Origin of the sequence: Colwellia sp. TT2012, assembly GCF_001440345.1 — a bacterium.
In the GTDB taxonomy this organism is placed as follows: Bacteria; Pseudomonadota; Gammaproteobacteria; order Enterobacterales; family Alteromonadaceae; genus Colwellia.
In genome coordinates this window covers 100565-122033 of sequence record NZ_LJYX01000021.1, presented here as the reverse complement: position 1 = coordinate 122033, position 21469 = coordinate 100565, and the positions used below count along the sequence as shown (strand labels likewise).

Annotated in this window: 17 protein-coding genes; 14 read left to right on the top strand and 3 right to left on the bottom strand. The window is 40.0% G+C overall.

Annotated features, from left to right (window positions below):
• Window positions 1-66: 66 nt before the first annotated feature.
• Entirely contained in the window at window positions 67-1269 is a 1203-nt protein-coding gene (locus tag ASU03_RS14565; protein ID WP_057832522.1) for an NnrS family protein, read from the bottom strand.
• Window positions 1270-1809: 540 nt separating this feature from the next.
• On the opposite strand from ASU03_RS14565, the gene ASU03_RS14560 reads away from it, so the two are divergent.
• Together ASU03_RS14560 and ASU03_RS14555 are read left to right on the top strand one after the other, a co-directional pair.
• On the top strand, window positions 1810-2484 hold the full coding sequence (locus ASU03_RS14560; protein WP_057832521.1) for an alpha/beta hydrolase: 675 nt from the start codon (window positions 1810-1812) through the stop codon (window positions 2482-2484).
• Window positions 2485-2844: 360 nt separating this feature from the next.
• Complete coding sequence (locus tag ASU03_RS14555) at window positions 2845-5034, top strand: M3 family metallopeptidase (protein WP_057832520.1); 2190 nt, start codon at window positions 2845-2847, stop codon at window positions 5032-5034.
• Window positions 5035-5193: 159 nt separating this feature from the next.
• Here ASU03_RS14555 and ASU03_RS14550 read toward each other — a convergent pair whose 3' ends face one another.
• Window positions 5194-5451 (bottom strand): DUF2164 domain-containing protein, encoded by a 258-nt coding sequence (locus ASU03_RS14550; RefSeq protein WP_057832519.1) that lies wholly within the window; start codon window positions 5449-5451, stop codon window positions 5194-5196.
• 269 nt (window positions 5452-5720) lie between these two features.
• Here ASU03_RS14550 and ASU03_RS14545 point away from each other — a divergent pair, with 269 nt between their 5' ends.
• Entirely contained in the window at window positions 5721-6662 is a 942-nt protein-coding gene (locus ASU03_RS14545) for a putative porin (RefSeq protein WP_057832518.1), read from the top strand.
• A 303-nt stretch (window positions 6663-6965) separates the two neighbouring features.
• On the opposite strand, the gene ASU03_RS14540 is transcribed toward ASU03_RS14545, so the two are convergent.
• On the bottom strand, window positions 6966-7424 hold the full coding sequence (locus tag ASU03_RS14540; RefSeq protein WP_057832517.1) for an Lrp/AsnC family transcriptional regulator: 459 nt from the start codon (window positions 7422-7424) through the stop codon (window positions 6966-6968).
• Between the two features lie 370 nt (window positions 7425-7794).
• Between ASU03_RS14540 and iscX the strand changes: the two genes are divergently transcribed.
• From iscX to der, 11 genes are all read left to right on the top strand, one after another.
• On the top strand, window positions 7795-8001 hold the full coding sequence (gene iscX, locus ASU03_RS14535) for a Fe-S cluster assembly protein IscX (RefSeq protein ID WP_057832516.1): 207 nt from the start codon (window positions 7795-7797) through the stop codon (window positions 7999-8001).
• Window positions 8002-8290: 289 nt separating this feature from the next.
• A complete protein-coding gene (locus tag ASU03_RS14530; RefSeq protein ID WP_057832515.1) occupies window positions 8291-9979 on the top strand; it encodes an NAD-dependent malic enzyme in 1689 nt (562 codons plus the stop codon).
• Between the two features lie 188 nt (window positions 9980-10167).
• The gene (gene ndk / locus ASU03_RS14525; protein ID WP_057832514.1) at window positions 10168-10599 is read left to right on the top strand and encodes a nucleoside-diphosphate kinase; all 432 of its coding nucleotides are present in this window, start codon (window positions 10168-10170) and stop codon (window positions 10597-10599) included.
• 293 nt (window positions 10600-10892) lie between these two features.
• A complete protein-coding gene (locus tag ASU03_RS14520) occupies window positions 10893-12065 on the top strand; it encodes a bifunctional tRNA (adenosine(37)-C2)-methyltransferase TrmG/ribosomal RNA large subunit methyltransferase RlmN (RefSeq protein WP_057832513.1) in 1173 nt (390 codons plus the stop codon).
• Window positions 12066-12313: 248 nt separating this feature from the next.
• Window positions 12314-13861, top strand: coding sequence for a type IV pilus biogenesis/stability protein PilW (pilW, locus tag ASU03_RS14515; protein WP_231731594.1), 1548 nt, complete (start codon window positions 12314-12316; stop codon window positions 13859-13861).
• Complete coding sequence (locus ASU03_RS14510) at window positions 13854-14864, top strand: RodZ domain-containing protein (RefSeq protein WP_057832511.1); 1011 nt, start codon at window positions 13854-13856, stop codon at window positions 14862-14864. Before pilW ends, ASU03_RS14510 begins: the two co-directional genes overlap by 8 nt.
• A gap of 110 nt (window positions 14865-14974) precedes the next feature.
• Window positions 14975-16105, top strand: coding sequence for a flavodoxin-dependent (E)-4-hydroxy-3-methylbut-2-enyl-diphosphate synthase (gene ispG, locus ASU03_RS14505; RefSeq protein ID WP_057832510.1), 1131 nt, complete (start codon window positions 14975-14977; stop codon window positions 16103-16105).
• 240 nt (window positions 16106-16345) lie between these two features.
• Window positions 16346-17626, top strand: coding sequence for a histidine--tRNA ligase (hisS, locus tag ASU03_RS14500; protein WP_057832509.1), 1281 nt, complete (start codon window positions 16346-16348; stop codon window positions 17624-17626).
• Window positions 17627-17649: 23 nt separating this feature from the next.
• The gene (locus ASU03_RS14495; RefSeq protein ID WP_057832508.1) at window positions 17650-18321 is read left to right on the top strand and encodes a YfgM family protein; all 672 of its coding nucleotides are present in this window, start codon (window positions 17650-17652) and stop codon (window positions 18319-18321) included.
• Between the two features lie 48 nt (window positions 18322-18369).
• The gene (gene bamB / locus ASU03_RS14490) at window positions 18370-19614 is read left to right on the top strand and encodes an outer membrane protein assembly factor BamB (protein WP_057832507.1); all 1245 of its coding nucleotides are present in this window, start codon (window positions 18370-18372) and stop codon (window positions 19612-19614) included.
• A 286-nt stretch (window positions 19615-19900) separates the two neighbouring features.
• Window positions 19901-21388, top strand: coding sequence for a ribosome biogenesis GTPase Der (der, locus tag ASU03_RS14485; RefSeq protein WP_057832955.1), 1488 nt, complete (start codon window positions 19901-19903; stop codon window positions 21386-21388).
• The last annotated feature ends 81 nt before the right edge of the window (window positions 21389-21469 follow it).

Sequence of the window (21469 nt, the reverse complement as noted above, 5' to 3'; positions counted from 1 at the left end):
TGGCTATAAATAATTAACGCCAAAAAGTACATTTAATACTAGCATGTTAACTGCAGACAACGAACATTACCCTGGGCGACCATCTTTTCTTGCGCTTATTAACATCGGCGCATAGCCGAAAATAAAAATAGCAAAGGCGCCAATCCATAAACCGCCACTGATATCAATAAAGAGTAACGTTTTGTCGGGTAACCCCCAAGGGCCAAAAGTACGCACTAAGGCCGCTAAGCTAATTAAAATAAAAGCAATGGCCATCGATTTTGGTGGCGTTAGTGGACGGCCGGTATGGCCTAAAGAAACTCGGGCAATCATCGCTAAAATCAAACCACCCATGCCGCCAATAGTAAGTAAATGCCAAATATGCTTGCTTGGTATCTCAGGCAGTAAATAACTCAAGCCTAAGAGCAGTAAACCAAAACAAATGAATTTCATCGCGGTATGTAGAGACCATAACAGGGGCACGTTTAAGGTGAGCCAAGGTCGCCATCTTAACCAACGTATGGTTTGCAATATGCCGGAAATAATGAGTAAAACACCAAAAAATCGTGCTGAAAAACCAAAGACTGGTTGTAATAGCAAACTGAACATGGCAATCGATAAACTACCATTGGCCGCTTTATCTAACCAAGGTAGTGGTGTTGCTTTGGGTGTTTTTGTACCGTTTGCGGTGAACATAGGAGCAACACGCCCCGCCATTACCGACATTAAAAATGTCACTAACATTACCCCAGCATAACCAGAAAAAGTAATACTGAAGCTGGTTGGATAATGTAGGGCTAAGTGCATCTGTGCATTAGCCAAGGTGAATAATGCTAATAGCGGCACGAAAAACAAATTACGGTACTGTTTGATGGCAATAATAGCTTTTGCCAAGACAAAAGCAACGGTGGGCAGAAAGGCTAGGTCAATTAAACTGCTCAAGTTTTCGCCCAGCAACTCAGGTACTATGAGCAAGATACGTCCAGCTAACCAAAGTAGCCATAGGGCTAATAGGGTATTTCCTTGAGCGCCTCGTGCGCCGGTCCAGTTTTGCACTGCTGTTAATAAAAATCCGGCAATGATGGCACCACCAAAGCCAAAAATCATTTCATGGATATGCCACCAATAGCCGCCACCTAATGGGGATAGGCTGATGGTACCCTTATACATTAATAGCCAAAGAGTAACGGCAAAAACGCTAAAGAGAGCACCGCTCAGAAAAAATGGTCGAAAGCCTAAGCGCAATAGTGGCGGTATTTGTTGTTCGGTTTTTAAGTCGGTGATTTGCATCAGATGTGTGCCTTATATACAGCTAAGATGATTACGACAGTATGGTAATGAATGATTGTAATGAAGAGTAAAAGCGGATGCTCGGAATAGATCAATGAAAAGTGCATTACTTAGGTTAATTTGTAGGGGGCTAAATAAATACCGGGAAATGGATAAGTTGAATGGTGGCTCTAAAACTTTTAGCTTAAGCTAGCGAGTGTTGATAGCTGTGCAAACCACCTGATTATGTACTTAGCAATGATGATTTAAAAAATGACGTACTAAGAAATAATGCCTTCAATACTGACTTGCTAAAGAATAATGGCCAAGGGCAGACCTTACAACGATTATCATTGAGCCACGAGAGTGTCGCCCAGCGTTTAAGTGTTTTTTGTCAGAGTCGTCATATTGCCAGTAAAACGCGCACATTTTAAATTGTTTTCAAAGTAATGTCGGTAGGTTATTGTAAAAATAGTGTAATTCTACGCTGCTTTTTGCCACAAGGACTAACGGTTGCTATGATGTGACAACTTTTTATTAACGAATAAAACATTGAATTTTATGTCAACACCGCCACTTGAACGAATTACCATCGAACCGAAATCACCAGCAACCTCCTGTGTCATCTGGTTACATGGACTGGGCGACTCAGGAGCAGGCTTTGCTCCTATTGTGCCGGTATTAGCTTTACCAGAAAATCACGGTATTCGCTTTATTTTTCCTCATGCACCAGAGCAGCCCGTAACGATTAACCAAGGCTGTGTTATGCGCTCTTGGTATGATATTAAAAGCATGGATTTACATAATCGCGCTGATATGGCCGGTGTACTTGAGTCCGAAAAACGAGTACAGACCTTAATCCAAGAACAAATTGACTTGGGCATAGCCTCGAAAAATATTGTCTTAGCTGGTTTTAGCCAAGGTGGTGTGTTGAGTTTATTTACCGGTTTACGTTTTGAGCAAAGTTTAGCCGGTATCTTGGCATTATCTTGTTATTTACCGACCGCGGATAAACTTCCCGAGCAATGTCATCCCGCCAATCTAGCGACCCCTATTTTGCAAAATCATGGCGAGCGAGATGATGTTGTCCCTTTGAGTGCTGGTAAAATGGCAAATGCATTGCTAAACGCAGCTCAATATAAGGTGACTTGGCAAACTTACCCCATGGAGCATTCGGTATTACCCGAGCAGCTGACAGATATTTCGGCTTGGTTACAAGAGCGGCTACTTGCTTGATAGTTAATATGTCGACGTTAGCATGGTAATAGGCGAGTTTAAAAATGCTTACCTGCTGCGTTATTGCTTTTGATAATAACGCTAAAACTACGGCGAGTAAATAACGAGTTCAGCACATTTTTAGGGATGCAGCCAACCCATATTAATTGGTTTCATTATCATTCTTAAGAGACAGAGAAAGGACTTGTTATACTCCACTCCCCTTTAGGCCAGCTACAATGAGTAGTCGGCCTTTTTTATGTCTACTGTATAAAAATAAGTTTAATCGTATAGATACTGCGATAGACGGTAATCACTGATATATCCCCGCCACTTGATGCTTGGTAAACTAGAACTAATTACTATAAAAGAGAATATTCAATGAACCCCCTATTTATCAAGGCATTTTTAGTTTCTAGTATTTTGATGGGTTGCTCAACAGCAATTAATACTACGGATGTTCAGCCTGCTGCTAAGACATTAAATAACGCGACTAGTGTGCAAACCGTACAAGAGTCACAAGATCTACTTTTGGCTAAGTGGCAAGGACCTTTTCAGGGCGTCCCTGCCTTTGATCAAGTGACCTTAACTGGGCTAGTGCCAGCGATGGATAAAGCCATGGCTGATAAATTGGTGGAAGTAGAATTCATTGCCAATAACACCTCAGCACCTACTTTTGAAAATACCATAGTAGCGATGGAAAAAACGGGCGCAGAGTTAAGCCGTCTGTTCAGCTATTACGGTATTTGGAGTGCCAACAAATCTAGCCCAGAATTTAGGGCACTACAAGGTGAGATAGCACCAAAACTGTCGACGTTTTATTCAAAAATAAATCAAAATGAAAAGTTGTTTAAACGTATTTCTGCGGTGTATAACAGTGATGAAACTAAGGCGATGAGCCCAGCAAATCTGCGTTTAGTGTTATTAACTTATAATAGCTTTGCCCGTAATGGTGCGACCTTAAATGTGGCAGATAAAAAACGTTATGCAGATATAAATTTGCGTTTAGCCCAGCTGCAAACCACGTTCGGTAATAATATCTTAGCGGATGAAGAAGGCTATGTACTGTATTTAGACAAGTCACAATTAGGTGGATTACCTGAATCCATTATTAACGTGGCCGCCGCCGCCGCGAATGAACGTGATCATCAAGGTCAATATGCCATAACCAATACTCGCTCCTCAATGGATCCCTTTTTAACTTACTCAACCGAGCGTGAATTACGCAAAAATGTATGGCACAGCTACTATAGTCGTGGTGATAACGGCGACCAGTATGATAACAATGCCATTATTGCTGAAATTTTACAGTTACGTCATGAGCGTGTTGGTTTATTAGGTTATAAAAATTATGCGTCATGGCGCTTAGAAGACCGTATGGCTAAATCACCTGAAAATGCCATTGCCTTGATGGAATCAGTTTGGCCGGCCGCGATTGCCCGTGTCGAAGAAGAAGTTGCTGATATGCTTGCCATAGGCAAGAGACAAGATGGTATCGAGCAAATCCAAGCATGGGATTATCGTTTTTATGCTGAGAAAGTGCGTCAAGATAAATACAACTTAGACTCAGATGAAGTAAAACAGTACCTGCAATTGAATAACCTGCGTGAAGCTATGTTTTATGTGGCAGGGCGTTTATTTAACTTTAACTTTACCGAAGTAACCGATGGCTCTGTGCCGGTATTCCATCAAGATGTGCGTGTTTGGGAAGTTAAAGATAAAACCTCTGGTGAGCATATTGGCTTATGGTATTTAGACCCATTTGCGCGCAAGGGTAAACGCTCAGGTGCATGGGCAACTACTTATCGGTCGCATACCACCTTTGACGGTAAGAAAAATGTCTTGTCTGCTAACAACTCCAATTTCTCTAAAGGTATCGCTGGACAGCCTACCTTGATTTCTTGGTCTGATGCGGAAACTTACTTCCATGAATTTGGCCATGCATTGCACTTTTTAGCCTCTAAAGTTGAGTACCCAACGTTGAACTCAGGGGTACGTGATTACACTGAATTTCAATCACAGCTATTAGAGCGTTGGTTATCTACCGATGAAGTCATTGATAATTACCTTGTGCATTATAAAACCGGCAAGCCAATGCCAAAATCGTTAGTGGCTAAAATTAAACAAGCAGCTACCTTTAATCAAGGCTTTAAAACCACGGAATATCTAGCTTCAGCTCTAGTGGATATGAAATTCCATACGGTAGACCCAACTGGTATTGATGTCGATAAGTTTGAGCGTGAAACGTTAGCTGCCCTTAATATGCCGAAGCAAATTGTGATGCGTCATCGTAGTCCTCAGTTTGGTCATATCTTTAGCAGCGAAGGTTATGCGGCTAGCTATTATGGTTACATGTGGGCAGAAGTATTAACCTCTGATGCGGCTGAAGCCTTTGCCCAAGCGCCAGGTGGTTTTTACGATAAAGAAGTTGCCGCTAAACTCGTTGAGCATTTATTTAGTGTTCGTAACGCGGTTGCTCCAAGCGAAGCGTACCGCGCCTTTAGAGGGCGTAATGCGAGAGTTGAGGCGTTAATGCGTGATCGCGGTTTTCCGATAAAAAGCAAAAAATAGTCCTTTAACGTAAATGTTCAAAGTAAATATTTTAAATAAACAGTAATAGCATTTAGCTGTTACTGTTATTAAAAAACTCGCTTCGGCGAGTTTTTTTATGGGTATCTTTTTATGCCTATGTTAGTGGCATAGTGCATTACCTCGCTCATTTTTTAGAAACTAGCTAACAGGCTTTTCTATTTCACTAATACCTTCTTGCATCATTTCACTAACATATTCTAGCTTAGTGGCAATAACCGTTTGTGCATCAAACAAGCCACGGTTATAAAAATAAGCGCCAACTTCTTTGGAGAAAAAATCTAATAAAAATTCGGCATCAAACTGACCCAAATCTTGGTCGAGTTCTTTGCTAAAATAGCCTTGTATTTTACTCACTAGTTGCTCTGTTTCAGTGCTGGAAAACTTAATGGTGCTCATAATAAACCTGTAAGAGGAGACGATTTGAATGCTTCGTTGTATCTCAATAGTATAGCTAGTCCAACAGTGAAGTTGTTAGTGGTATTTATCGTTTAATAAAGCCATTTCAGGGTGAAACACTACGTTAATTCACCTTAGTAATCGTATATTATCTGTGAGCTATTTGTCTAAAAAGTGTAGGTTTATTATCTATTAGTAGACAGTTTACTATTAGAGTGACATATTAATTTTACTTTTTAATAAGCAATATAATAAGGATGTTAAATTTTATGAAAGTCTCAAAACTCTCAGCTCTAGCAGCTTTTCTGCTCTCAAATGCGGTACTTGCCGAAAGTTACCAGTCATTTTCGACATTAAATTATTCACAAAAAAATCAGACAGTAAATGAACCTGTGTTTGATTATTATAGTAAATGGGACTCAGCAAGTATTGTCTTATCTAGCCAGTATTATTTTGAAGAGCAACAAACACTTGGTCCTTTAAATGAGTTTGATTATATTAATACCAGCAGTAATATCTATGCTTCTTTAAGTAACAGTAATATTGAGACTTTCACTTCACGTATTGATGGCGTTAACTGGAAAAATAGTAATAATACTGTAGATATTGGCGGCCAGTGGATAACCAATAACTTTATCATTGGTGCAGGTTATACCTACATCAAGTCTGAGAATACAGTTGGAAGTCATACCTATGATAACAGCCTTAGTTATTATTCGACCGAGTTAGGCTACTTAATTTCAGACGATTTAGTTATTAGCGCCCATTATAACGATGGTGGTGATGGCGATGATTTTTTTAATTATAGCGCCAGTTATAACTGGCAATTAGCGGGTAGCGACTATATTGGCTTTAGCTATAATGTTGATGAAAATTTTGATATTCATCAGCTGTCATCTCGCTATTTCTTTGGGGTAGGAGAGGAAAGCTACTTAGTGCTCGGTGGTGCATATACCCTTGATAATAGAGATGTTGTATTCGTTGATGATTACTGGAGTGTTAATGCCAGTTATTATTATGACGCTAAAACATCAATATCAGTAGTGTACTCAGATGAATATTCTTTTGGCGAGGGTGATTATTATGGCGTAAGTGCGAGTTATTTCATTAACTCAAACTACTCAGTACAAGCGGGTTATAATTCAGTAGTTGATAGCAAAGATGATTTTAAATTGGATGGCTACTACCTGAGCTTTGGAGCGCAATTTTAATCAACTAAAAAGTAAAAGTAAAAGTAAAAGTAAAAAAACCACAGTTAGCTCAAGGTAACGGTGGTTTTTTGATAAAAACTTATTAAAAAACTCTACTTTTATTCGATTTCTATTTAGACGGCTCTGTTCCATAATACAGTGGTCTACATTATACCCCTATGATTTTATATTAAGTATTGCTGAAGTGATAAAGGCGAGTTTCACAAGCATGGATGCTTGTGTAGAGCCCCATGGATGGGTTAACGCGTCTCGCTTTTTTACTCAGCAACACTAAACTACAACAGAACCATTTAGAAAGTGTGCCTAAATATAATCTACCGGTAGGGCAGTGGTATATTTAATTTCTTCCATCGCAAAGCTCGAGCTAATATCAGAAAAGTCTACCTTGGTAATCAACTCCTTATAAAAGCGATCGTAAGCTTTCATATCGGGCACAACTACACGCAGCAAATAATCAACATCGCCACTCATACGATAGAACTCGACAATTTCGGGGAAATCTTGCGCAACTTGGGCAAATTTTGCTAACCAAGCAGGGTTATGTTGATTGGTTTTTACCATAACAAAAATAGACAGGCCAACATTTAATTTTTCAGGATCGGCTAAAGCAACACGGCCTTTAATAACACCTGATTTTTCCATTGCTTGAATTCTGCGCCAACAGGGGGTAGTTGATAGACCCACTCGCTCGGCAATGTCTCTGGTTGAAAGGGTACAGTCTTTTTGTAAAATACTAAGGATATGCTTGTCGAACGAATCCATTTGGTCACCTGGGTATTTATAGAGAATATAAAACTAAATATTTATGTAATATTAGCATTTTATTTCTTGTTGTGACCAAGTTAACATTGAATAAGGACAAATACTTTCGCCGAGGGATCTTGGTATTATCTTTTAAAAGTTCTGTTGATATCATTTTGTTGAGATATAATAGCGCGGTGTTTTACGAGTAGATTAATAATGAAGAGTTTTAAAAAATGGTGGCATACCGATTGTCCTTTTTGTCGAAAGGCTAGGTTGCTATTCATCTGGCTTATACTAATGTTACTTATAGATTTATTTTTCTTTCAATTGTTATTTTAGTGGCTAGCTAAGTCCTTAAAATCATGCAGTTAAGTATGGGGGTAATATCATGGCAAATGGGCTACTATGGAGTGATTCTCAAGAGATCGCTCTTGATCTAATGGATCAACATGTTGATGTTGATCCCTTCAAATTACACTTTACCGAATTAAGACTATGGGTGCTGGCATTAGATCGTTTTGAAGATGATCCAAAACATTGCGGCGAACGGGTACTTGAAGCCATTCAACTGGCTTGGATAGCCGAGATTGATTAATGCTTGGTTAAGGCGAATGGATTAACCTGCAATGATTGTTAGTCCTAAATAATAATGTCCTGAAGTAATAGTCTCCTGAAGGTAAAGCCTGTACTTTCACCACAAAAAAGTAACTGATTTTTCACAGAGTAGCATCAAAATATCTTTTTAAAATTTATTACCAATATATTTCGATAAATAGCGCTCTTTTTTAACAAATTCAAGCATTGTCTTGCTTTTCAGTCGGGGTAATATCATCTATACTTTTGGCTGATTTCCATTATTCACAAACATATAAGCAGTCAGTCAAATGCCCCAATCCAAACGCCCACTTTATATCCATTATGCGGGACCTTCATTATTAGAAACCCCTCTACTTAATAAAGGCAGTGCCTTTAGCAAAGAAGAGCGCGGTAGTTTCAACTTAACGGGCTTATTGCCACCACGATATGAAACGATTGACGAACAAGCTGAGCGGGCGTATCGTCAATACCGCTGCTTTAATAGTGACATTAATAAGCACATCTATTTACGTGCTATTCATGATAATAATGAGACCCTATTTTTTAAGTTAGTACAAAGTCATTTAACCGAAATGATGCCTATCATTTATACCCCGACGGTAGGCGATGCTTGTGAGCAGTTTTCGGATATCTATCGTAGCTCGCGTGGCTTATTTATTTCTTACGAAGATAGATTTAATATTGATGATATTTTACGTAATGCCACTAAAAACAAAGTTAAAGTCATTGTTGTTACCGACGGTGAACGTATCTTAGGTTTAGGCGACCAAGGCATTGGTGGTATGGGCATTCCCATTGGTAAGTTATCACTTTATACCGCTTGTGGTGGTATTAGCCCAGCCTATACTTTACCTGTGATGCTTGATGTCGGTACTAATAATCAGAAATTATTAGACGATCCTATGTATATGGGCGCACGACATAGGCGTATCGATCAAGATTCATATGATGAGTTTTTAGAGTTATTTATTAGCGCTATTAAACGCCGCTGGCCACAGGTTCTACTGCAGTTTGAAGATTTTGCTCAAGCCAATGCCATGCCATTATTACAAAAATACCGTAATAGAATTTGTTGTTTTAATGATGATATCCAAGGAACCGCTTCGGTAACTGTTGGCACTTTACTTGCTGCCTGTCGCAGTAAAGGCACTAAATTATCCGAGCTGAGCGTGGCTTTTGTTGGTGCTGGCTCTGCGGGTTGTGGTATTGCTGAACAAATTATCAGTCAGATGGTGTCTGAAGGTATTTCAGCTAAACAAGCCCGAAGCCAAGTGTATATGGTGGATAGATTTGGTTTGTTAACTCAAGGTATGAAAGACCTTCGTGATTTCCAAGAAAAACTCGTGCAAAGCACTGACGACATTGCTAGCTGGGATATTAAAGGGGATTTTGCCACGCTTGTTGAAGTAATGCACGGCGGAAAACCTGATATTCTTATTGGTGTTTCTGGTCAAGCGGGGTTATTTACTGAAGAGGTGATTACCGCGATGAAATCTCATTGCGAGTTGCCAATTATCTTTCCGCTAAGTAACCCTTCTCGTCAAGTGGAGGCTACCCCTAGCCAAGTGATTAATTGGACAAAAGGGCAAGTGATTATTGCTACAGGTAGTCCATTTGAGCCAGTTGAATATCAAGGTAAAACGTACCCTATTGCCCAGTGTAATAATGGTTACATCTTCCCTGGTATTGGTTTAGCGGTTGTTTCAGTAGGTATTACTCGCATAACTGATGATATGCTGAAAGTTGCTAGCGAAAAGTTAGCCGCGGCTTCTCCACTGGCTAATAAAGAGTCTGATGAGCTATTACCACCGCTAACAGCCATTGCCCAATTAAGCAAAGACATCGCTTTTGCTATTGCTAAAGTTGCTTTTAAAGAAAACCTAGCGTTGGCAATGAGTGATGATGAATTGCGCGCTAAAATAGAGCGTAACTTCTGGAAACCTGTTTACCGCCACTATCGTCGAACCAGTGCGTAAGGCCTCTAGCTAACAAAGTACTTTCAATTGAGAGCCACTAAATAAACTAATGATGTTGTTGACACGATATCATTAGTTTTTTGCTGTTTTTTCGTCTATAATGCGCGCAAATTTTTAGCCGTTTTACCAATGGCTAAAGAGACATTTAAATTTTCAACTTAACTTAAATTAAATTAAGAGGGCTTATCATGGCTATCGAACGTACTTTTTCTATCGTAAAACCAGACGCAGTTGCTAAAAACTTCATCGGTCAAATCTACAACCGTTTTGAAACTGCTGGTTTAAAAATCGTTGCTGCTAAAATGATTCACTTAAGCAAAGAAAAAGCCGAAGGTTTCTATGCTGAACATAGTGAGCGTCCTTTCTTTGGTGCTTTAGTTGAGTTTATGACTTCAGGTCCTGTTATGGTTCAAGTTTTAGAAGGCGAAAACGCTGTTCTTAAAAACCGTGAAATCATGGGTGCTACTAACCCTGCTGAAGCACTTGCTGGCACTATCCGTGCTGACCTTGCTGATAGCATCGACGAAAATGCTGCTCACGGCTCTGACGCGGTAGAATCCGCGGCACGTGAAATTGCTTATTTCTTCTCAGACGACGAAATTTGTGCTCGCACTCGTTAATATTGCTTAACAGTTACTGCTTTGTGCAATCTTTTTGTCGCAAGTGCACACGTAGTGCTAGCGCCATAATTTTGAACAAATTAGCGAGCTGTTAATGCAACATTAATTGCAGCGAATACAAAGGATTTTACTGAGTAATTAGTAAAATCCTTTTGTTATTTTAAGCGGATAATAATTCGCAGTAAAATAAGCCAGTAAAATTGCGATTGTTGCTTAAAAAGCGTACAATTCGCGCCTTGTTCTTTAGACTACTGTTAGCCGTAGTTTGATGTTAGTTATTGAGAGTTTTTTGTATGAGTGATGTAAGCGGTAAAATAAACCTACTTAATTTTGATCATAAAGGTATGCGTGAATACTTTGAGTCTATTGGCGAAAAACCATTCAGGGCCGATCAAATGATGAAATGGATTTATCACTTTGGTTACAGTGACTTTGAATTAATGACTAACATTAATAAGAAGTTACGGGAAAAACTACAGCGTAATTGTGTAATAACGGCACCTGAAATTTCTGAAAAACAAGTGTCGGTTGACGGTACTATTAAATATTCATTAAGACTTGAAGGCGGCCAAGAAATTGAAACCGTATGGATCCCTGAAAATGGTCGTGCCACCTTGTGTGTCTCCTCTCAAGTTGGTTGTGCATTAGAGTGCACCTTCTGTGCTACCGCCCAGCAAGGCTTCAATCGCAATTTAACTGTGGCTGAAATTATTGGCCAAGTATGGCGTGTTGCCAATGATATTGGCGCAACACGCATTACCGGTACTCGCCCTATTACCAACATTGTTATGATGGGTATGGGAGAGCCGCTATTAAATATGAAAAATTTAATCCCGGCACTGGATACCATGTTGAACGATTTAGGCTATGGTCTGTCCAAGCGTCGAGTGACGGTCAGTACTTCCGGTGTAGTTCCGGCGTTAGACATGCTTAAAGAAAAAATTGATTGTGCTTTAGCTATCTCCATTCATGCGCCAAATAATAAGTTACGTGATGAATTAGTGCCAATCAATAAGAAATACCCCTTGGAAGATTTTCTTGCCGCAGCTGGACGATATATTGATGGCTCAAAAGCAAACAAACAAGTAACGATTGAATATGTCATGATGGATCATGTTAATGACAGTACTGATCAAGCACACGAACTGGCTCATGTTTTAAAAGGCTTGCCGAGTAAAATTAACTTGATCCCTTTTAACCCATACCCAGGCTCACCTTATAAGCGCTCAAGTAACTCTCGAATCGACCGTTTTGATAAAGTATTGCAAAGTTATGGCTTAACGGTAATTACTAGACGTACACGTGGTGGTGATATTGATGCCGCTTGCGGTCAGCTTGCCGGTGATGTATTAGATAGAACTAAGCGAAGTGCTTTTCTTAGTGCTAAAAACAGCGCAAAAAATGCTGAAATAAGTTCATTGAAAGATCAGGCTAAAGCTGACACTATCTCTATCAAAGTAGTCTAAGCATTAGGGTATTGTTTTTAGTGAAAAATAGTAGCAACTTCATTCATTAAACTTACCGTTGCCACTGTACCAGCAGCAATGAAGGCAAATATTCAAGCGCCAAGCGCTTGCTTGAGCAATAGCTGGCTGCTGGCATTGAAAACAACGATGTTATTGGCTATTTAAGCTATTTTAAAATGGTCACTAAGTTAGTGACCTTTCTCTGACAATAAGAGGCGTTCAACACTTTGCATATTATGGATAAAGCTATGGCTAAATATATTCTCCCGACAATTTTGACTGTGGTTTCAATGTCGCTGTTAAGTGGTTGTGTTACCCAAAGTTTTGAAAATAATGAGCCCATTGTAAGAAACAAAGCTAATCGAGATGAAATGGCGGCAACTCGTATTTCTTTAGGTTTAGGTTACCTAAGAATGGGCAACATGTCTCAAGCTAAGTTCAATTTAGACAAAGCGAAAAGATTCTCTCCAGACTTAGTACAAGTACATACTGCCTTCGCTCACTACTATGAAACAGTAGGTGAAAGTAAGCTCGCCATTGCGTCGTTCGAACAAGCTTTAGCTATCAAAGCCGACAGTGCGGATACTCTAAATAACTATGGGGTGTTTTTATGTCGACAAGGTAAAGTTGATGCTGCTGAAGTTCAATTTTTAAAAGCGATTGCTGTGCCGAGTTACATCTTGGTCTCGCAAAGTTATGAAAATATTGCCTCCTGTTATTTACAAATTAATGACTTTGAAAAAGCTGAAAGGTATTTTCATAAAGCTATATTACATAGTCCAAATAGAACAAAAAGCTTATTACAAATGGTACGGTTACAATATGCCATGGAAAACTACCCAGAAGCTAAGCGATTTTTACAAAAATTTGAACGTCATACCCAGCGCTTTACGGCCGACTCATTTGCACTCGCTTATAAATTATATAGCAAGTTAGGTCAGCGGCGTACCGCAAGTAATTACGCCAATATGCTAGTGAAAATGTATCCGCAATCGTGGGAGGCTAAGCAATATCTACTCAATAACTTGGACTTTATTGAAGCGGATGATTTAGCGAGAAAGTATAAAGTTAGCCAGAAAGGAAAATATCCTCAGTTATTCCCCACTAGCAATAAACGAGTAGTAAAACTTTCGCCTAGAAAAGTAGGCGACTCGCCTTATACCACAAGTGTTAAAACAGCTAGTTTAACTAAAAATAGTAATGCCCTAGTAGAGGCGGCGCAAGTACCTACGAGAGTAATGACAGCTACGACTGCTGTTGCACCTGCAGAGACTATGATGCCACAACTTGCCGCACTTGGCTCAGGAAGTGCTTTGCTCTCTACTACAGTAGTGGCAACGGTAGCAGCGGCTAGCACGCCGGTCAGTCAAACTCACGTAGCTAACACTGAGCAAATGACAGCGGTCAGTAAAGCCGTGCCAGTAGTTGAACAATCGCTATTAGATACCATTGAACCTACTTCAACTAAACCTATACCAGCGACACGTGATGTGCCTTTACCTGAAACGTTACCTCAACAACTTGCCGCCGAGGTTATAACAGCTGCATCGGTAACGCCTGAACCAGTAATAACTAAAGAAGTAACGAATGTCGTCGCTCAGATAACCTCAGTTGATGCTAAAAATGTTTTGCACACCGTGATTCTAGGTGAAAATCTTTACAATATATCGCTGAAATATAACGTTAAGTTAAAAGCATTACGGCAGTGGAATCATATCTCTGAAAAAAACAAAATCCAGGCAGGCGATAAGCTCTATGTGGTTGCCCCTCTAACAGTGAATAATATTAATGATTAATGATGTAACCCCGACTGGAAAACCAGATAAAGAACAACAAGGTGATATTACCGAACAAGTCACCGATAAAATTAGCGACAAAACCACCGAGCTAAGTAAAAATATGGAAATGGTGAGCCCAGGAGCTATGTTGCGCGACGCTCGAAAAACGTTATCACTCTCACAAGAATATATCACCAGTAAGCTGAACTTTAAGGTAGCTCTGGTTAACGATATGGAACACGATATCTTTGACCCTTTAATACCGGTTACTTTCACCCGAGGTTACCTGGTTAATTATGCTAAATTAGTCGCCGTTGACGTAGAGGATGTCTTGGCCAGTTATGATGCACTTGATGCGGCTAATATTCAACGTAGTGAAATGTTGAGTTTTTCTAATGAAACCACGAAGCAAGCTGAGCATAGTCGTGTTATGTGGTTAAGCTATCTTATCGTGGCTGTATTAATCGGTTTGACCGTTTTATGGTGGCAGCAAGACAGTGACCAGCAAGCGGCTGGTGCTTCCAATGTTAGCGCAAAGCCTTTAGCCGTTAACCTGGAAAATACTAGCGAAGAGCGAGAAAATGCAGCGATTGTGCTTAACCCTTTAAGTGAACGACCCGCTTTAGTTAATAGCCAAGTTCAAGCCATTGCCAATAACAGCAAAGTTGAACTAGTGTCGAAGCCTGAGAGTGAGCCTGTTATTGCTAAAGATACTCAGCTTTCATCGGCAGTAATAGCAGCAAGTGACGTGTCACAATCCCAGGAGCCAGAGATAAGTACCGCAGTGTTTACTTTTAAGGGTGATTGCTGGGTAAATATTTATGATGCTAACGGTGAGCGGATTGCTTGGGGTGTTAAAAAGTCAGGTTATGTGATGACTATTCAAGGTAAGGCGCCACTGCGTATTACCGTCGGTAAACCTGAGTTAACCAGTATTGTCTTTAATGGCCAGCCCGTAGACATGTCTGCGTTTGCTGTTGGAAATATTGCTAAATTTAATTTACCCATCATTGTTGAGTAGGCCATATTAAAATAGGTATTGCTAAATAGGTATTGCTAAATAGGTACTGTTGAATAGTTATTAGTACTTACTGTTGAGTTAAGTTACTACCCTTTATATAAAGAAAAATTATGTTTAAAGAATCTCCAATTATACGTCGTGTCTCGCGCCAAATTATGGTCGGTAATGTTCCGGTTGGCGGCGATGCCCCTATTACTGTGCAATCAATGACCAATACCTCGACCACAGATGTTGACGCGACCGTGGCGCAAATAAAGGCGCTGGAAGCTGTTGGTGCCGATATAGTACGGGTAAGTGTACCGACAATGGATGCTGCTGAAGCGTTTCGTGCCATTAAAAAACAAGTGAATGTGCCTTTAGTCGCTGATATTCACTTTGATTATCGTATCGCGCTAAAAGTTGCTGAGTACGGCGCCGACTGTTTACGTATCAATCCAGGTAATATCGGCCGGATTGATAGAGTACGTAGTGTGGTTGAGTGTGCTCGAAATTACAACATTCCCATTCGCATTGGCGTTAATGGCGGCTCCTTAGAGAAAGATATTCAAGAAAAGTATACTGAACCAACCGCTGAAGCTTTGTTAGAGTCGGCTATGCGTCATGTCGATATTCTCGATAAATTAAATTTTCATGAGTTCAAAGTCAGCGTTAAAGCGTCTGATGTCTTCCTTGCCGTTGAGTCTTATAAGTTACTGGCCAAGCAAATTGATAACCCATTACACCTGGGCATCACAGAAGCTGGTGGTTTACGTTCTGGTTCGGTAAAATCATCCGTTGGTTTGGGCATATTATTAGCACAAGGCATTGGTGATACTATACGTATCTCTCTTGCCGCCGATCCGATTGAAGAAATAAAAGTGGGCTTTGATATTTTAAAGTCGCTGAAATTACGCAGTCGCGGTATTAACTTGATTGCTTGCCCAAGTTGTTCTCGGCAAGAGTTTGATGTGGTGGCAACGGTCAATGCATTAGAGCAGCGTATTGAAGATATTATGACGCCGATGGATGTCTCTATCATTGGCTGTATTGTTAATGGTCCGGGGGAAGCTATGGTGTCAGACTTAGGCTTAACCGGCAGTAGTAAAAAAAGTGGCTTTTATTTAGATGGCATACGTCAAAAAGAACGTTTTGATAATAATAATCTTGTTGATCAACTGGAGCAGCGTATCCGTGCCAAAGCACACGCGATAAGTGAACGCCAAGATGAAAAGAATAAAATCGACTTTAAGTCAGTCGATTAACGTCTGATAATAACCCGTAATTTTACCCGAAGCTAAAGCATAAATACTTAATTGTTGAGCCTTTATTCGCATTGGTTTATTAGCGCTCTGTTATTAGGTATACTGCGCGCTGCGTAAATTTAACACAGCAGTTAACACCGCACTTAACAGTTTAATGATTTATTCAACGTAATGCTAAAGATTTTGCCTTTCATGGCCAGTCTTTAGCATTATAAAATTATAAGAAAGAGAGACCCCTCAGTGGCTAAACAAAAGGCTCTACAAGCAATTCGTGGCATGAATGATTGCCTCCCAAGTGAAACTCATATTTGGCAAATGGTTGAAGCGGTACTACGCCGCGTTGCCAGTAATTATGGTTTTGCTGAAATTCGCATGCCAATTGTTGAGTCAACTGCATTATTTAAACGTGGTATCGGTGAAGTCACCGACATTGTTGAAAAAGAAATGTACACCTTTGATGATCTTAACGGTGATAGCTTAACGCTGCGCCCAGAAGGCACGGCGAGTTGTGTCCGCGCGGGTGTTCAACATGGCTTATTGTATAACCAAGAGCAACGTCTTTGGTATATGGGGCCAATGTTTCGCCACGAAAGACCACAAAAAGGTCGCTATCGCCAATTCCATCAATTTGGCCTAGAAGCCTTTGGTATAGCGACTGCTGATATAGATGCTGAAATTATTTTGCTGACTGCGCGAATATGGAAGGAACTTGGCATCAATGAGTTTGTCACACTAGAGTTGAATTCGTTAGGTTCAAACGATGAACGAGCAAATTACCGCGTGGCATTGATTGCTTATTTAGTTGAACATGAGCATTTACTTGATGAAGACTCTAAACGTCGTATGCACACCAATCCGTTAAGAGTATTAGACAGTAAAAACCCACAAGTTCAACAAGCACTCACTAATGCGCCTAAGCTATCCGATCATTTTGGTGAAGAAACGCAAGCGCATTTTACTAGCCTTTGTGCTCGTTTAGATGCTGCGGGTATTAATTATGTATTAAATGAGCGTCTAGTACGTGGTTTGGATTATTATAATCGCACCGTATTTGAATGGGTTACTACAACTTTAGGCGCCCAAGGTACTATTTGTGCGGGTGGCCGCTATGATGGTTTAGTTGAACAACTTGGTGGTAAAGCAACGCCGGCTTTTGGTTTTGCCTTAGGTATTGAACGCATAATTTTAATGCTAACAGAGTTAGATAAAGTCACTAATACTCGCCCGCAAGTTGATGCTTATGTGGTGATCTTAGGTGATGACGCGCAAGTGATAGCAAACAAATTAGCGGAACAATGGCGTGATCAAGTACCTGATATTAGATTGCAGTGTCACTGTGGTGGTGGCAATATGAAGAAACAATTAAAACGTGCCGATAAGTCCGGCGCACAAATCGCGTTAATATTGGGTGATGATGAAATTGCTCAACAGAAAATTATGGTGAAATACTTGCGCGGTCAAAAAGAACAGCAAAGCGTGGAATTCAACCAAATTTCGAGCTTGTTAACTGAATTAATTTAAGGGCTTTAAGCCAGGGTGAAGTAGTGGAAATTTATCAAACGGAAGAACAACAAGTAGAAGCCATTAAAGGTTACTGGCAAAAAAATGGTAATACTATTATGGCTGGTATTGCCTTAGGTTTTGCTGGTTTTATCGGTTTTAACTTTTATCTAGATAATAAACTTGAACAAGAGCTTGCCGTATCTGATAGCTATCAAACGCTTATAGAGCAAAGCGGTAAAGACGTTGCCGCTTTTACGGCTAATGCTGAAAAATTTATCAGTGAACATGGTAACAATAGCTATGTCTCTTTAACGGCATTGGCGCTAGCAAAAGAGTCAGCGACCCATAAAGATTGGACTCAAGTTGAAAAACAACTAATCACTGCGATAGCGTCAGCGCCAACGGATGGTATTAAAGCGATTGCCAGTTTACGTTTAGCACGAGTTCAAGTGCAACTTGAGCAATATTCGCAAGCCTTTACCACGTTAAATAACAACTTACCGGCATCATTTACCGCCGCTATTGAAGAAATTAAAGGTGATGCGTATTTACAACAAGGTAAAAAAGATCTTGCTCGTAATGCCTATCAAGCGGCTCTTGCGGCTAACGGTATAGCGACTAGCCCAAGTTTACAAATTAAATTAGATGATTTAGCCCAAGTAACTACTTTGCCAACGACTAAACTCGTCGTTGCCGAGCCTGAAGGTAAGTAACTTATTCCGTTATTTTCACAATCCTTTATTTTAGTTAAAAGGCAGACTATGCGTTATTTTGATAGTAAATTTTTTAAGGGCCTGAGTGTTAAAAAAGCACTGGCCATTGTCTTGTTGTCTGCAGGTTTATTTGCTTGTTCTTCAAATGATGATGAAGACCCTAGTACCAAGGTGGCAGAACTCTCAGCGTTAGATAATGTTTTTGATGTGGAAGTATTATGGGAACGTAGCGTTGGTGATGGTGTTGATGATTATTTTTCCCGGATAAAACCTATTGTTGCTTATAACAAAGTCTATAGCGCAAGTCGTATGGGTGACGTTATTGCCTTTGATAAAGACAGTGGTAAAAAAGCTTGGCAAGTTGACTTAAGTGACCTTAATAACGAACGCAGTTTTTGGGATAGCCGAGTTTCGGCTTTAGTTGCTGGTGGTCCGACAGCCGGGCTTAATAAAATATTTTTGGGTACTGAAAACGGTGAAGTTTTCGCCTTAGATGCAGAAACGGGTGAGCTGGTTTGGCAAGCAAAAATACGGGGTGAAGTGCTCACTCCACCAGCCTTAGATTCAGGTATCTTAGTGGTTAACTCTGCTTCAGGCTTAATTAAAGCTTTTAACGCCAATACGGGGGAAGAACTGTGGAAAGTTGAGCAAGATGTTCCAGCACTTACACTGCGCGGTATTAGCACGCCGGTAATCGCCTCTGGTGGTGTCTTGATTGGCTCAGGCAAGGGTGAACTTTCCGTTTACATACTTGAGAAAGGCCAAGCAGGCTGGACTACAGAAGTTGGTGAAGCAACCGGTTCCACTGAATTACAGCGAGTTATTGATGTTGACTCAGCGCCGGTGGTTTTTGGTGACAAAATTTATGTTATCTCTGCTCGTGGCAACCTTGTTGCTATTGAATTAAAATCAGGGCGCATTTTATGGAAACGCCAATATTCATCATTTAGACAAATTGCTGTTTATCGTAATGACATTTTTATTACTAATACTAGTGGTCACGTTTATGCCCTTAACCGTATTAATGGTATTGAACGCTGGAGTAATATGGAGTTAACAAACCGTAGTGTTACGGGGCCAGTTGTTGTGGATAAATACATTGTTGTTGGTGATTTTGAAGGTTACTTACATTGGCTTGATCAAGAAACTGGTGAAATTGTTTCTCGCCATAAAGTTGATGGCAGTGGTATACATTCAACACCAACAGTGGTTGATGATATCTTGTATAGCCAATCTCGTGATGGTGACTTACAAGCTATCATTACACCAATCATTGTCAGTGAGGCGCAATAAGTCGCACTTTTTTAGTGGCTTTATTTTCGAATAAAGCCACTAAAATTAATACCAATTAAATTAGTTTTGTTTTTTACTCAGTGAGAATAAAACTATTTGATTTGGTATACTAACGGCTCCTATGCTAAGTGCATCAGGAGCCGTTACTTGTTTTTAGCAGTATCATTTTTAGTCATATCATTTTTAGCTCAGTAAGCTAAGACACTTACTTATTAGTGATATTTAGTTTTTATTTGTTTGTAAACCATGCATGACTTACTTGTATGGTGAATTTTTTGAGGTGCTCATGCTTCCTGTAGTTGCTCTTGTTGGCCGTCCTAATGTCGGAAAATCAACGTTATTTAACCGTTTAACCCGTAGTCGTGATGCACTTGTCGCTGATTACCCAGGTCTTACTCGCGATCGCCAATATGGTAAAGCTGTAGTAGAAGAACATCCATTTATTGTTATTGATACCGGTGGTATCAATGGTGATGAAAAAGGTATTGATGTTCTTATGGCCGAGCAGTCATTGGTGGCTATTGAAGAAGCCGATGCGGTACTCTTTTTGGTCGATGCTCGAGAAGGCTTAACCGCTGCCGATCATGGTATTGCCGAATACTTGCGTAAGCAAGATAAAAAAGTATTCTTAGTGGCCAATAAAATCGATGGCATTGATGGTGATTCAGCCGTAGCCGAATTTTACTCTTTAGGTTTAGGTGAACATGTTTACCAAATTGCTGCAGCACACGGTCGTGGAGTTACGCAACTATTAACACTGGCACTAACACCTCATATTGAAGCCCTAGCTAACCCAGTTCAGCCTAAAGTAGAAGGTGAAGAGGATGATGAGTTTGCTGAAGAAGAAGAGGCAGAACTAACTGCAGAACAACTGGCTAAAAAGATTGAAGATGAGCCAAAAGAAAATGATAAAATAAAACTCGCTATTATTGGTCGCCCTAATGTGGGTAAATCAACCCTTATTAACCGTATTTTGGGTGAAGAGCGTGTTGTTGTTTTTGATATGCCCGGGACTACTCGTGACAGCGTTTATATTCCCATGGAACATAACGGTCGAGAGTACACCTTAATTGATACAGCCGGTATTCGACGTCGTAAAAACGTCACCGATGTCGTCGAAAAATATTCTGTCATTAAAACCTTACGTGCCATTGAAGACGCTAATGTTTGTTTACTTCTCATTGATGCTCAAGATGGCATTAGCGATCAAGATTTAAGCTTATTAGGTTTTATTCTCGAAGCAGGGCGCTCATTAGTTTTAGTCGTAAATAAATGGGATGGTTTGGCAGAGCATCAAAAAAATCGTATTAAGACTGAGTTAGACCGACGTTTAGGCTTTATTGATTTTGCCCGTATACACTTCATCTCAGCATTGCATGGCACAGGTGTTGGTCACTTATATGAGTCAGTGGAAGAAGCGTTTGTTTCAGCAACTAAGCGTATCTCTACTGCTATGGTTACTAAAATACTCGATATGGCGACTTTTGATCATCAACCACCCATGCACCAAGGCCGTCGAATTAAACTTAAATATGCCCATGCGGGTGGTTATAACCCACCTATCATTATCATTCATGGAAACTTGGCGAAGAAATTACCCATGTCTTATAAACGTTATTTAATGAATTACTATCGTAAGTCGTTAAAAATGATGGGCACCCCGATTAGAGTTCAGTTTAAAGACACCTTGAATCCCTTTGCCGGTAAGAAAAAATTGACCTATACCCAGCAAAAGAAAATTGCTCGTTTAACGCAGGGTTATAAGAAAGATTAAGATTTGTCGCAACTTACTGTGCCAACAGTAAGTTGCAATTTTTAGCTGATTTAATTAAGGTATCAGCTACACTTCACACTT